Raw genomic sequence first — 12,864 nt, forward strand, 5'->3', positions numbered from 1 at the left:
GTGCGCATATTTGAGAGCCTCGCATCGAACTGCGTCCCTGCATCCGAGTATAGGGAATGGCGGCAATTCGCCAAATCTTCAGCTGAGCGGGACGAAATCCCCAAACAATTGAGAGCGTTTTGGGGGAGGGGCTGCGAGACCGATCCATTTGTGCAATGGCAAAAACGTGTCTGAAACACTGCCCATCCATTCGGTTCTGCCCGAACTTCAAGCCGCGTTGCGCGAGTCGGGAGCTGCTGTCCTGATCGCGCCGCCGGGTGCAGGCAAGACGACTGCGGTCGCGCCAGTCCTGTTGAGTGACGAATGGTGCGACGGCCAGATCATCCTGACCAGCCCGCGCAGGGTCGCAGCTCGCGCGGCAGCAGATCGTATGGCACAGCTGCTGGGCGAAAAGCCCGGCGAAACGGTCGGATACATGACGCGGCTCGACAGCAAGGTTTCGACAAAGACCCGCATCCTCGTTGTGACCGAGGCGATCCTCGTGAATCGACTGGTCGCCGATCCCGAGTTGCCGGGCGTGTCGGCGGTCCTGTTCGATGAGGCGCACGAACGGCATCTCGACAGCGATCTGGGTCTCGCGCTGGCGCTGGAGACGCGCGATGTGCTGCGCGACGATTTGCGTGTGCTGGTCATGTCGGCAACGATCGACGGCGCAAGGTTTGCTGCGCTGCTTGGCGATAATGCTCCGGTCGTGGAAAGCGAAGGACGAAGCTACCCGCTCGAGATCAAGTGGCTCGGCGCCAATCCTTCGCAGCGGGTCGAAGATCAGGTTGCGGGCGCCGTGATGACGGCTTGGCGAGAGCAGGAAGGTGACATCCTAGCTTTTCTCCCCGGTGTCGGTGAGATCGAACGCACCCGCGAACGACTTGAGGCGAAGTTGCCAGATACGCCTGTCCTGCCTTTGCACGGACAGGTCGAACCAGCAGCCCAGCGCGCTGCCATCCGCCGCGATCCGGACGGCCGCAGACGTATTGTGCTTGCAAGCGCCATTGCCGAGACATCGCTGACGCTCGATGGCGTGTCGGTCGTAGTGGATAGCGGCCTTGCGCGCCTCGCTGAGTATGACCGCGCCGCCGGGACCACGCATCTCGTCACCCGCCGCGCCAGTCAGGCGGCTGCGGCGCAGAGGGCAGGGCGCGCGGCTCGCCAGGGGCCGGGCGTTGCATATCGGCTATGGGAAGAAGGCGGGCATCTTGGGCGTCCCGAATTTGCGCCGCCTGAGATCGAGACCGCTGACCTTACCGGGCTAATCCTCGACCTTGCGACATGGGGATCGAGCGATCCGCAATCTTTGCGCTGGCTCGACATGCCGCCTGCCGCGTCGGTCGCTAGCGCGCGCGCTTCGCTGGAGGCTTTGGGAGCGCTCGACGAGGAGGGGCGGATTACCGACTGGGGCAAGGCCATCGCGGCCATGCCCATGGCTCCCGATCACGCGGCGGCGGTGCTGCACGGAGCGCGCAACGGGTGCGGGGAAACGGTCGCGCGGCTGGTCATGCTGCTCCAGGAACGCGGGCTCGGCGGGCGGAGCGAGGATTTATTGCAGCGACTTTCGCGCTGGCGGAACGAGAATTCGGGACGATCCAAGAGCGCGGGGCGTATCGCGCAAGGCTGGGCGCGCCAGGCTGCAAAGTTGGTGAGTGACGAGGACAAACGGGAGCTAGAGCCCGCCGAATGTCTTGCGCTTGCAAGGCCCGACTTCGTCGCTCGTCGCCGTGACGCAAATGGCGAAAGCTGGCTGAGCGCAGGCGGGCGCGGCTTCCATCTCGACCCGGCATCGCCGCTCGCCCGCACCGAGTGGATGGTGATCTGCGACGCGCAAGGGCAGGCCAAGGGCGCGCGGATCACTTCTGGCATCGAGCTTGAAGCCTCGCAGGTGGAACAGTTGTTCGCCGACGAATTGAAGGAACGCTCGATCGCGCGGTGGAATGGCGACAAGGGCAGGGCAGAAGCACGGCGAGAGCGCAGGCTCGGCGCAATCGTGCTCGCCAGCGGTTCCGATCCGAAGCCAGACCCCGCGGTTTTCAGAGACATTCTGGAGGAGCGCGCACTCGCTAATCTCGGTGATTTGTTCCCGGCGGGCTTTCTTGCACGTGCCGATTTCGCAGGCGTCGAGCAGCTATCGACCGACAATCTGTGTGACCAGTCCGACCTGTGGCTTATCCCCTTGCTAGAAGGGCGGCGCGATCTTGATCTTGCGCCCATCCGTTTCGCCGAAGCTGCGCTTGGCATGCTCGACTGGGAAGCGCGGCAGAGCCTGGACGCGGCGGCGCCCACACATTTCACATCGCCAGCAGAAACAAGGCACGCCATCGATTATGCAGGCGACGATGCTCCCACTGTCGAAGTGCGCGTGCAGGCGCTGTTCGGGCTTGATCAGCACCCGATGATCGGACGCGAACCGCTCCTCCTCAAGCTTACCAGTCCGGCGGGTCGCCCGATCCAGTCGACGCGGGACTTGTCGGGATTCTGGCGCGGTTCGTGGGCAGATGTCGCGAAGGATATGAAGGGCCGCTACCCCAAGCATCGCTGGCCCGATCAGCCGTGGCTAGAAAAGCCGAGCCTAAAGACCAAAAACGCCTTCAATCGAAGCTAGGTTTGGATTATTGGGCGGCGCATAAAGGGATTCACAATGACCGCTATCATCTATCAGCAGCCCAAGAGCGCAATGCAATCGGGCAAGGCCAAGACCGACACGTGGGTGCTCGAATACGAGCAGAGCGAGGCGCGCAAGCCCGATCCGCTCATGGGCTGGACCGGCAGCGGCGATACGCAGGCGCAGGTAAAGCTCAAATTCCCGACCAAGGACGCGGCCAAAGCCTACGCCGAAAAATACGGAATCACCGCGCGCGTTCACAAGACACCGCCCAAGAGCCTCAAGATCCAGGCTTACGCGGATAATTTCAGGTAATCTTTTCGCGGCACAAGGTGCGGCGTACAGCCGCGCTTTCGGTCCTGCGGATCGACCAAGCCCCGCGTTTTCCGTATTGAAATCTTCATTCGTCCCCGCCATATGGCGCTCTGGGAGTCGGGTGGACGTTTGCGTTCGCTCACCGGGTCAGGTCCGGAAGGAAGCAGCCCAGGTGAATTGCGGCGGGTCGCTCGGCTCCTTTTCCAACATTTCGGTCGATCATCGCCATGACAAACCGCGATCAAGCGCCTAGCTTGAATGCGTGACTGATTCCGATCCAGACCTGCCCGACACCGAAGAGGAAACCGCGCCGAGCGCTGCCGAGCTTGAGGCTGCGGGTCAGGATTCGATGTTTGGTGGGGATGATGTGGGGGCAACTGGGCCTGCCACACCTGATTCGGCAGAGACGAAGGCCGAGCCTGCACCAAGAGACGAAGGCGCGCAGCCTTACCGCGTGCTGGCGCGCAAGTACCGTCCGCAGACCTTCTCTGAACTCGTCGGTCAGGAACCGATGGTGCGCACGCTCGCCAATGCGATTGAGCGCGATCGGCTGGCGCATGCCTTCCTGATGACCGGGGTGAGGGGGGTCGGAAAGACCTCGACCGCGCGCCTTATCGCAAAGGCGCTCAACTGCGTTGGGCCTGACGGTAATGGCGGACCCACAATCGACCCTTGCGGGGTGTGCGAGTTTTGCACCGCGATCGCCGAAGGACGCCATATCGACGTGATCGAGATGGACGCGGCATCGCATACCGGTGTCGACGACGTTCGCGAGATTATCGAGCAGGTGCGCTACGCCGCGGTCTCGGCCCGGTACAAGATCTACATCATCGACGAGGTCCACATGCTCTCGCGCAACGCTTTCAACGCGTTGCTCAAGACACTCGAGGAACCGCCCGCGCATGTGAAGTTCCTCTTCGCGACCACCGAGGTCGAGAAGCTTCCCGTCACCGTGCTTAGCCGGACGCAGCGTTTCGACTTGCGGCGCATTCCGGCTAGCCTGCTGGCCGAGCATTTCGGCAATGTGTGCAAGGCAGAGGGCGTGGAAGCCGAGGAAGAGGCATTGCGCATCATCGCCGCCGCCGCAGAAGGTTCGGCGCGTGACGGTCTCTCGATCCTCGATCAGGCGATTGCGCATGCCGACATGGACACCGAAGGCAAGGTGACCGCGGAACGCGTGCGCTCGATGCTGGGGCTTGCCGACAAGAGCGCGCAGCGGCGCTTGCTTGGCACCGTGCTAGAGGGCGATGCAAAGGGGCTGCTCGCCGGAGTTGACGAACAATACGCGCTTGGCGTCGAGCCGCTTGCCCTGATGCGCGCGCTGATGGACCTCGTCCACAGGGTGACGGTCGCGCAGGTTTCGGGCGGGGAGCCAGACGCGCCGAGCGAGGAGGAGCGCACCGCACTTGCCGAATTTGCAAGCAAGCTCGGCGCGCCCGAACTCCACCGCCTGTGGCAATTGCTGCTCAAGGGTCACGAGGAAGTTCGCACGAGCCCCGATCCGCTAGTCGCCCTTCAAATGGCACTCTTGCGGGTGCTCCATGCTGCGCAAATGCCCGATCCGGGCAAGCTTGCGGCTCGCATTGAGGAGATGGCGAAGAACGGCGTATCCGCCGCGCCCGCCGAGACAGGCGGTGAGAGCGCGCCTGCTCCGACCGCTTCGTCATCAGTCTATGCATCCTTCGAATGGGGAGCACTGGTCGATCAGATTGACAATGCAGGCCAGCTTCGCGTTGCCCAGATGATGCGCGATCGTATTCGGGTGATCGAACTCGCGCCCGAGAAGCTGATCTTCGAGCAGGCCGACAACTATTCGGACGATCCCGCGCCCGATATCCGCGATGCGCTTTTCAAGCTGACCGGCAAACGCTGGCTGGTCGAACGCGGCAGCGGCGATGCTCAACCTTCCTTGCGAGAAGCGGCCGACGCCGAAGCGCAAGCGACGCAGGATCGCATTCGCGCGAACCCTCTGGTAAAAGCAGCCTTCGAGGCGTTCCCCGACGCCGAACTCGTTGACCCCGAACAAACGCTCGCCCGCGCTTCTGGCTCGGGCCGCAAATGGAATTGAGACAAAGGAGCCCCGAACCATGAAGAGCATGGAAGAGATGATGCAGGCAGCCCAGCAGGCTGCCGAGACAATCCAGAACCAAATGAACGACATGCAGGTCAAACTCGACAATATCGAGGTCGAAGGCACCGCTGGCGGTGGCCTGGTGACGGTCCGCGCGACCGCCAAGGGCCGCATCCTGGGCGTCAACATCGACGACAGCCTGATGGTCAAGGAAGAGAAGAACATCGTCGAAGACCTCGTCACCGCCGCTTTCAACGACGCGCGTGACAAGGCCGACCGTGTTTCCGCCGAGAAGATGAAGGAAATGCAGGGCGGAATGGGCCTGCCACCGGGCTTCAACCTGCCCGGCATGGGATAAGGTTTCCACCACATCCACAGCTTCGTTGAAGAGGGCATTGCGAGGCTAGGGCAGGCTACCCATATTCGACCCCAAAGGCGCTGCCCAAATGGCAGCCACGGACAAGAATATGACACAGCATTTTCCTCTTCTTCCCCTTCGCGACATCGTCGTCTTTCCCGGCATGGTCGTTCCGCTCTTCGTTGGGCGTGACAAGTCGGTTGCCGCGCTTGAAGCGGCGATGGAAGCGTCGAAAGATATCTTCCTCCTCGCCCAGCTTGATCCGTCCTGCGACGATCCGGAAGGCGATGACCTCTATGACGTCGGCGTCATTGCGCAGGTGCTTCAGCTTTTGAAGCTGCCTGACGGCACAGTTCGCGTGCTTGTTGAAGGCACAGCGCGCGCTGCATTGTCGAGCCTGCGCGAAGAAGACGACTACTTCCTCGCAGAAGTCGACATTCAGGAACCCGAAACCGTCGCGGGCAGCGAAGTCACCGCGCTGATGCGCCAAGTGGTCGAGCAGTTCGGCGAATACGCCAAGCTCAACAAGAAGATGGGCGAAGAGACCAATGTCGACTTGACCGATGTCGATGATGCCGGCCAGCTTGCTGACACAATCGCCGCTGCGGTGAACGCCAAGGTTTCCGACAAGCAATCCCTGCTCACCGAAGCCAATCCGCTGAAGCGCCTCGAACTCGTGATGGCCTTCATGGAGGGCGAGCTTTCGGTGCTCCAGGTCGAGCGCAAGATCCGCGGGCGCGTGAAGCGCCAGATGGAGAAAACGCAGCGCGAATATTATCTCAACGAACAGTTGAAGGCGATCCAGAGCGAGCTTGGCGGTTCGGACGATGGCGAAGGCGATGAGATCGCCGAGCTGACCGAGAAGATCGAGAAGACCAAGCTTTCCAAGGAAGCGAAGACCAAGGCCAAGGCAGAGCTGAAAAAGCTGCGCGGCATGCAGCCTATGAGCGCAGAGGCGACTGTCGTGCGCAATTATCTCGATGTGCTGCTGGGCCTGCCGTGGGGCAAGAAGAGCCGTGTCAAAAAGGACATCGGCAAGGCGCAGGAAATCCTCGACGCCGATCACTACGGGCTTGAAAAGGTCAAGGACCGGATCATTGAGTACCTTGCCGTGCAGGCGCGCACTAACAAGCTGAAGGGTCCGATCCTTTGCCTTGTCGGCCCTCCGGGCGTCGGCAAGACCTCGCTCGGCAAGAGCATCGCCAAAGCGACGGGCCGCGAATTCGTGCGCCAGTCGCTGGGCGGAGTGCGCGACGAGGCCGAAATCCGCGGCCACCGCCGCACCTATATCGGCTCGATGCCGGGCAAGATCGTGTCGAACCTCAAGAAGGCTGGAACATCGAACCCGCTGTTCCTGCTCGATGAAATCGACAAGCTCGGACAGGACTTCCGCGGCGATCCGGCATCGGCGCTGCTCGAGGTGCTCGACCCGGAGCAAAACAACAAATTCCAGGACCACTATCTCGAGCTCGACCTCGACCTGTCGAACATCATGTTTGTGACCACCGCGAACAGTCTCGACCTGCCTCAACCCCTGCTCGACCGGATGGAGATCATCCGCCTCGAAGGCTATACCGAAGACGAGAAGGTCGAGATTGCGAAGCGCCACCTGATCCGCAAGCAGGTGGAAGCGCATGGTCTCAAGGACGGCGAATTCGAGCTGACCGAAGAGGGCTTGCGCGACCTTATCCGCTACTACACCCGCGAGGCTGGCGTGCGTACGCTGGAGCGCGAGATCGCGCGGCTGGCGAGAAAGACGCTGCGCAAGATCCTGGAGAAAGAAACCAAGGGCGTTGTCATTACGCCTGAAAACCTCGGCGATTTTGCAGGTGTCCGCAAATTCAAGCACGGCATGAGCGAAGACGAAGCGCAGGTCGGTGCGGTTACGGGACTTGCGTGGACCAGTGTTGGCGGTGAGCTTCTCACCATCGAAAGCGTCACCACACCGGGCAAGGGCGAGATCAAGACCACCGGTAAGCTTGGCGACGTGATGAACGAAAGCGTCGCGGCGGCTTTCTCTTTCGTGAAGGCGCGCGCGCCCAGCTACGGGATCAAGCCGAGCCTGTTTCAGCGCAAGAACATCCACATCCACCTTCCCGAAGGTGCGGTGCCAAAGGACGGGCCGAGCGCAGGTGTCGGCATGGTGACTTCGATCGTCTCGACCCTGACCGGCGCTGCCGTGCGTCCCGACATCGCGATGACCGGCGAAGTGACGCTTCGTGGCCGCGTGCTGGCAATCGGTGGGCTCAAGGAAAAGCTCCTCGCAGCGCTTCGCGGAGGCATTACCACGGTCCTCATTCCCGACGAAAACGTGAAGGATCTCGCAGAGATTCCCGACAACGTGAAAGAGGGGCTGGAGATCATTCCTGTGAGCCATGTCGACCAGGTGCTCGAACATGCGATCATCGATATGCCGTCGCCGATCGAATGGACCGAAGCCGATGATCTTGCATCGCAACCGGGTGGTCATGTCAGCAGCGGTTCTGACGTGCCAACCGCTCACTGATCCGCTAGATGGAACGCTCTTGTCGCGATTCGCGGCAGGGTCGTAAATCAGTCCGGAATTCTGTTTTGAGATGAGCTGGAACACTGGCCACGTGCATCGCCATGCGCGCGTCAGGACACAGTTGGTCGCAAAATGACAGTCGAGGCGCCACAATGGCGCTTTTCCGGGCGAATTGCCTTTGACAGCCTCCCTAAAGAGCGTTCAACTTGCGCGCTTTCGGGGAGGCGATTCACTTAACCCGAATTCGAACGAAAACGAGGGGACGAGAATAATGAACAAGAACGATCTGATCAGCGCGGTTGCCGAAAACAGCGGCCTTACGAAGAGCGATGCAGCAAACGCCGTAGAGGGCGTTTTCGACGCTATTCAGAAGGCTCTCGCTGACGGCGACGAAGTGCGACTGGTCGGGTTTGGCACCTTCGCAGTGGCGAAACGCAAGGCCTCGATGGGCCGCAACCCGCGTACGGGTGAGCCGATGCCGATCAAGGCTTCGAACCAGCCGAAGTTCAAGGCTGGCAAGGGTCTGAAGGACGCGGTCAACTAAGACCGCTCCAGACTACTAGCAGGCTAACTCGGCGCTCCGCCTCGCGCCAAACAGACAGCAAAAAGTATTAGGCCCCGCAGACCAGAACGGTCGGCGGGGCCTTCTCTTTGCTTTTCGCTATTTGTGCGTGATTAGCGCGATGTGTCGATCAGCGCGGTGGGGGCTTGCTGCGTGCGCGGAGAGATAGCCCATTCGAGCGCTTCACCACCAGCAATCGCACTCGGCCCCTCATCGGTGTTGTTGGCGAGGATGCGCCCGCTGGTGACGATCCGGAACGTGCCTTCCATGGTCGGGATGTTCGGCATTTCGGCGTTCTCCCCCCCCCCTTCAGAGGACTGACCCATCGAGGCCATGCCAGCAAGTCCGGCCATACCACCCATTGCACCGCCCATCGCCGCCATCGGGTTGGCGTCATTGTTGGCAGAGAAACCGGGAGCGTTGATGCGAACTACGCCTTCATCGCGCAGCACCATCTGCACAAAGGGGTTGGTCATCGGAACGTCTTCGATCACCGGGAACATGAAGTCATGGCTGAGCTCGCCTTCGACGCGGTAGAGCACGTCGAACACTCCTTCGCCCTTGTCCTCGACCCGCTCCCAGCCTTTCTGGCGCATCAGCAGCCTGGCGAGTTCGGCAGAGGCTTCAGGGTCGTTCGGGTCGATCCCGCCCATCATTGCCGACATCTGTTCGGCTTGCTGCGCGGCCTCGGCAGCGCGCATTTCCGCGCCCGCATCCCACTCAGCCCGTTGCTCGGCGAGTTCGGCCTCGGTGCATTCGCGCTCATCAAAGGTGTCGTCGTCGTAGCATGTGCTCGGCTCGAACTCTTCCGCACCAGCGCCCATGGCGGCGAGGTTGGACAGGCCGATGAAGAAGATCTCGCCCTCATAGGTGAAGCTAAAGCGGTTCTCCTCCATCAGCACCAGCTCGCTGGTAAACTTGCCCGGCGTGATGAAGCAGCCCGTTAAAAGCAGCGAGAGGCTCGCCAGCAATGCGGTCGCAATGGCTTTCGGATTTTGCATGATAGTCATGACGTCCCCTGTTCCCCTGTTCAGATCGCCTCAGTCCCGCTCGCGGGTTGCTGCGGCATATAGCGCGATTGCTGCTGCATTCGAAACGTTAAGGCTTTCTATCGCCGATGTGATCGGCAGCTTGGCAAGTGTGTCGCAATGCTGCGCGATATTGTGCCGCATGCCTTCGCCTTCGGCGCCCAGCACCAGAGCAAGCGCCCCGGTTGTCAGGCTTCCGGACAGGGTGGCTTCCGCTTCGCCTGCAAGTCCGATGCGCCAGTAGCCAAGGTCCGCAAGTTCATCGAGAGCGCGCGCAAGATTGACTACGCGCACCCAAGGCACAGTCTCCAACGCGCCCGATGCCGACTTGGCCAGCACACCGCCTTCGGGCGGGGCATGGCGGTCCTGCGTCACGATGCAGGCAGCGCCGAATGCTGCGGCAGATCGCAGGATCGCGCCGACATTGTGCGGGTCGGTCACCTGATCGAGCACCACCACAGGCCGGGCAGGGTCACCGTTTGCCACATCGTCGAGAAACACATCTTCGAGCGGTTCGCATTCAAGCACGAGCCCCTGATGCGGCGCGTCCTTTGCGACGAGGCGCGCAAGGTCGGTCACTTCGGCATATTCGACCGCGAAATCGGGCGGCAGCTCGCCGTCGAGCGAATCGATACCCTCGCGTGTCGCCCACAACTTGCGGTGCTGGCGCGCCGGGTTCTTGAGCGCCGCTTCGACCGGGTGCCGACCCCACAGACGCACATGGCCCGCGGTTCCCTTGCCCGAGCCGCGTCCGCCCTTCATTCGCCCTGCACGACCACGCAGCGCCTTCTTGCGCTCACCTTTTGCCATTGGAAATCCTGTTTTTCTGCAATTGCGAAGTTCCCTGCCAGTAGCCCCATTGACAGGCAAGCGCAGCTTCGCCAAAGGGGCGCCTCTCGGCAGCGAAGCGCGACGTCGCTTCGCCCAATGAACAGCGCCGCTCGGCGGCGTTTTGTCAGGGCCCATGTGTGGACAGGTGGCCGAGTGGTTAAAGGCAGCAGACTGTAAATCTGCCCGCGCAAGCGTACGCTGGTTCGAATCCAGCCCTGTCCACCACCGGCTCTCTTCAATCAATGCATGTCCAGCGCACTGATCGGTTCGCGTATATCGAAACCGGGGCGCAGTTTCGTGCGCCCCGGCTCAATCCTTATCGGACGATGTCCATTTCCTCGATCAGCGCATCGGCGCCGTCGACCTTTTCCATCACCCACAGCATGTAGCGCGAATCGACGTGGATCGAACGGGTGGTGCGTGGGTCGAAGTCCCAGTCGGAATTGACGCTTTCGAAGGTGCCGTCGAACAGCAAGCCGACGAGTTCGCCCTTTGCGTTGAGCGTTGCCGAGCCGCTGTTGCCGCCAGTCACGTCGAGGTCGGAGAGGAAGTTCACCGGAACCGAGTCGATCGACTCAAGCTCGTACTCGCCGTAATCCTTGGCCTCGATCAGATCGAGCTGGCTTTGCGGCGAATTGAACGGGTCTTCGCCGGTGTCCTTTTGGGCAATGCCTTCGAGAGTGGTGAAGGGCAGGTAGGCCATCCCGTCGAAGGGCGATCCGCCCATGACGTTGCCGAAGGTGATGCGCAGCGTCGAGTTCGCATCGGGGTAGGGCAGTCCGCCATTCTCACGCTGCCACTGCGTGATCGCTTCCATGTATGCAGGGCGCAGCGCGAGCGAACGTCCCGAACGCTCCTCTGACTCGTTCTCGAGGCCGCGCTCGTAATCGTAAAGCGCGACGGCGAGCTGGACGAACGGATCTTCGCTCGCTTCGAAAGTCGCGGCATCGGCCTCGATCAGGCCAAGGCGCGTCTCGGTGTCACCAAGCGTCGTGTTGGCGTAGTAGCGATCGAGCAGACCGGGCAGGTCTGCAGCGGTCGTTTCGGCGGTAAGGCCGAGCGCTTCGTCGAACACGGCGACACGCTCTTCGACCGGCTGCTGGAGGTAGCCGCTGAGGAACAGCACCCACTCCGCCTTGTCGACAGCTGCATCATAGCGGCGGTCAAGCGCCTGAAGTCCTTGACGGAAGAAGGTCATGTCGCGGTCCTGATAGCCGGGCTCGCGCTCGGCATTGGGAAGCTCGCGTTCTTTCGACAGGCGATAAAGGCGCTGTGCCGCAGACAGGAGCGCAGGGCGCGTTGCGTTGTTGTACCAGAAGTTCGTGCGCGAGGCGGTGGCGCTTTCCTGCGACAGCGCGGCGAGAGCGGTGATCGCTTCGCCATAGCCAACGCGTGCGGGATCGGTGGCGATCCATTCGGCCAGTGCAGCTTCGCGCGCGGCGCGACGCTCAACCAGTCCGACGCGGCGGGCGCCTTCGATCTGGCCGCGCAGGTTCTTTTCGAAGTTGTTGAGGCCGGCAAGGCGGCTTTCGTACTTCACGCGCGCGTCCGATCCTTCAGGTGCGGCGTTTTCAATGGTCGCGATCCAGCTGGTTAGCAGGCCCTGAAAGGTCGGATAGGTCCAGTTGAAGGTGTTCTCTACCTCGGCAAGCAGCGTGTAGCGGCTGGTCGAGCCGGGATAGCCCGCGACCATGACGAAATCGCCATCGTCGAGCCCTGCAGCGCTCACCTTCAGGTGATGCTCGGGCTGGTAGGGGACGTTGGCTTCGTCGAAGTCAGCCGCCGATCCGTCCGGCGCGACATAGGCGCGGTAAAACGCGAAGTCGCCCGTGTGGCGCGGCCACATCCAGTTGTCGATGTCTCCGCCATACTTACCGATGGAATCTGCCGGAGCGTAAACAAGCCGCACGTCGCGCACTTCAAGACGTTTGATGAGCGTGTATTCGGCGCCGCCATAATAGCTGGCGACGAGGCAGCGATAGCCGGGCTCAGCCTCACACTCGGCGGTGATGTCCTTGCGGCGCTGCTCGATCGCGGCGTAGCGGTCGATCGGTGTCATGTCCGCTGTGCCCTCGCGAACGCGCTGCGTCACGTCGGTCAGCTCGGTGGTCACGTAAACGCGTGAGCCGGGCGCTGCGGGGAGTTCGGCGTCCTTGGTTCCGGCAAGGAAGCCGTTGGCGAGATAGTTGTTCTCGGCGGTCGAGTTGTACTGGACCGATCCGCGCGCGCAGTGGTGGTTTGTCACCACCAGTCCTTCGGGCGAAACGAAGCTTGCCGAGCATCCGCCCAGCGATACGACCGCGCCCATCGGGAAACCGGTGAGGTCGGTCAGCGTTTCGGGATCGAGTTCAAGGCCTGCTTCCTGCAAAGCCTCGCTGATGTCGGGCAGCTGTTCGGGCGTGAACATGCCCTCTTTCGCTGTGGCGGGGACGGCAATCACGGTTCCGGCCAGAAGGCCAAGGACGAGCGACTTGATAGGCTTCATTGTTGCGAATTCTCCGAACGCATGCGTGAGATGCAGGAGAAATCACCCGTTGAGATCAATCGCCCGTCACCTCGGCCCTGCCTCTCCCGGGCAGTGACCTTGTCGGTGCGAGGCA

Annotated in this window: 9 protein-coding genes, 1 tRNA gene and 1 other RNA gene; 8 read left to right on the forward strand and 3 right to left on the reverse strand. The window is 61.8% G+C overall.

Annotation, left to right across the window (positions count from 1 at the left end; genetic code table 11):
- Positions 1-166: 166 nt before the first annotated feature.
- The 7 genes from hrpB (at position 167) to NAP1_RS02635 (ending at position 8,387) form a co-directional block, all read left to right on the forward strand.
- Positions 167-2,593 (forward strand): ATP-dependent helicase HrpB, encoded by a 2,427-nt coding sequence (hrpB, locus tag NAP1_RS02610; protein ID WP_040464667.1) that lies wholly within the window; start codon positions 167-169, stop codon positions 2,591-2,593.
- Between the two features lie 36 nt (positions 2,594-2,629).
- Positions 2,630-2,908, forward strand: a complete 279-nt coding sequence (locus tag NAP1_RS02615; protein WP_007163665.1) for an ETC complex I subunit — start codon at positions 2,630-2,632, stop codon at positions 2,906-2,908.
- 110 nt (positions 2,909-3,018) lie between these two features.
- Positions 3,019-3,113, forward strand: an RNA gene (ffs, locus tag NAP1_RS16210) — signal recognition particle sRNA small type.
- A gap of 57 nt (positions 3,114-3,170) precedes the next feature.
- Entirely contained in the window at positions 3,171-4,976 is a 1,806-nt protein-coding gene (locus tag NAP1_RS02620) for a DNA polymerase III subunit gamma/tau (protein ID WP_007163666.1), read from the forward strand.
- Positions 4,977-4,995: 19 nt separating this feature from the next.
- Positions 4,996-5,337 carry a YbaB/EbfC family nucleoid-associated protein gene (locus NAP1_RS02625; RefSeq protein WP_007163667.1) on the forward strand — a complete coding sequence of 114 codons (342 nt, stop codon included), beginning with the start codon at positions 4,996-4,998 and terminating at the stop codon, positions 5,335-5,337.
- A 109-nt stretch (positions 5,338-5,446) separates the two neighbouring features.
- The gene (lon, locus tag NAP1_RS02630; RefSeq protein ID WP_040464668.1) at positions 5,447-7,843 is read left to right on the forward strand and encodes an endopeptidase La; all 2,397 of its coding nucleotides are present in this window, start codon (positions 5,447-5,449) and stop codon (positions 7,841-7,843) included.
- A 271-nt stretch (positions 7,844-8,114) separates the two neighbouring features.
- A complete protein-coding gene (locus NAP1_RS02635) occupies positions 8,115-8,387 on the forward strand; it encodes an HU family DNA-binding protein (protein WP_007163670.1) in 273 nt (90 codons plus the stop codon).
- Between the two features lie 131 nt (positions 8,388-8,518).
- On the opposite strand, the gene NAP1_RS02640 is transcribed toward NAP1_RS02635, so the two are convergent.
- Positions 8,519-9,415 carry a hypothetical protein gene (locus tag NAP1_RS02640; RefSeq protein ID WP_007163671.1) on the reverse strand — a complete coding sequence of 299 codons (897 nt, stop codon included), beginning with the start codon at positions 9,413-9,415 and terminating at the stop codon, positions 8,519-8,521.
- 30 nt (positions 9,416-9,445) lie between these two features.
- Positions 9,446-10,243, reverse strand: a complete 798-nt coding sequence (gene rlmB, locus NAP1_RS02645) for a 23S rRNA (guanosine(2251)-2'-O)-methyltransferase RlmB (protein ID WP_007163672.1) — start codon at positions 10,241-10,243, stop codon at positions 9,446-9,448.
- A 160-nt stretch (positions 10,244-10,403) separates the two neighbouring features.
- On the opposite strand from rlmB, the gene NAP1_RS02650 reads away from it, so the two are divergent.
- Positions 10,404-10,489, forward strand: a tRNA-Tyr gene (locus NAP1_RS02650).
- A 91-nt stretch (positions 10,490-10,580) separates the two neighbouring features.
- Here NAP1_RS02650 and NAP1_RS02655 read toward each other — a convergent pair.
- On the reverse strand, positions 10,581-12,749 hold the full coding sequence (locus tag NAP1_RS02655; protein ID WP_007163673.1) for a S46 family peptidase: 2,169 nt from the start codon (positions 12,747-12,749) through the stop codon (positions 10,581-10,583).
- Positions 12,750-12,864 lie beyond the last annotated feature (115 nt).

This window comes from Erythrobacter sp. NAP1 (assembly GCF_000152865.1).
Lineage (GTDB): Bacteria > Pseudomonadota > Alphaproteobacteria > Sphingomonadales > Sphingomonadaceae > Erythrobacter.

Coding starts and splice junctions, on each gene's coding strand:
- NAP1_RS02615 (WP_007163665.1), top strand. CDS start 2,630: ATGACCGCTATCATCTATCAGCAGCCCAAGAGCGCAATGCAATCGGGC.
- NAP1_RS02655 (WP_007163673.1), bottom strand. CDS start 12,749: ATGAAGCCTATCAAGTCGCTCGTCCTTGGCCTTCTGGCCGGAACCGTG.
- NAP1_RS02640 (WP_007163671.1), bottom strand. CDS start 9,415: ATGACTATCATGCAAAATCCGAAAGCCATTGCGACCGCATTGCTGGCG.
- rlmB (WP_007163672.1), bottom strand. CDS start 10,243: ATGGCAAAAGGTGAGCGCAAGAAGGCGCTGCGTGGTCGTGCAGGGCGA.
- lon (WP_040464668.1), top strand. CDS start 5,447: ATGACACAGCATTTTCCTCTTCTTCCCCTTCGCGACATCGTCGTCTTT.
- NAP1_RS02635 (WP_007163670.1), top strand. CDS start 8,115: ATGAACAAGAACGATCTGATCAGCGCGGTTGCCGAAAACAGCGGCCTT.
- NAP1_RS02625 (WP_007163667.1), top strand. CDS start 4,996: ATGAAGAGCATGGAAGAGATGATGCAGGCAGCCCAGCAGGCTGCCGAG.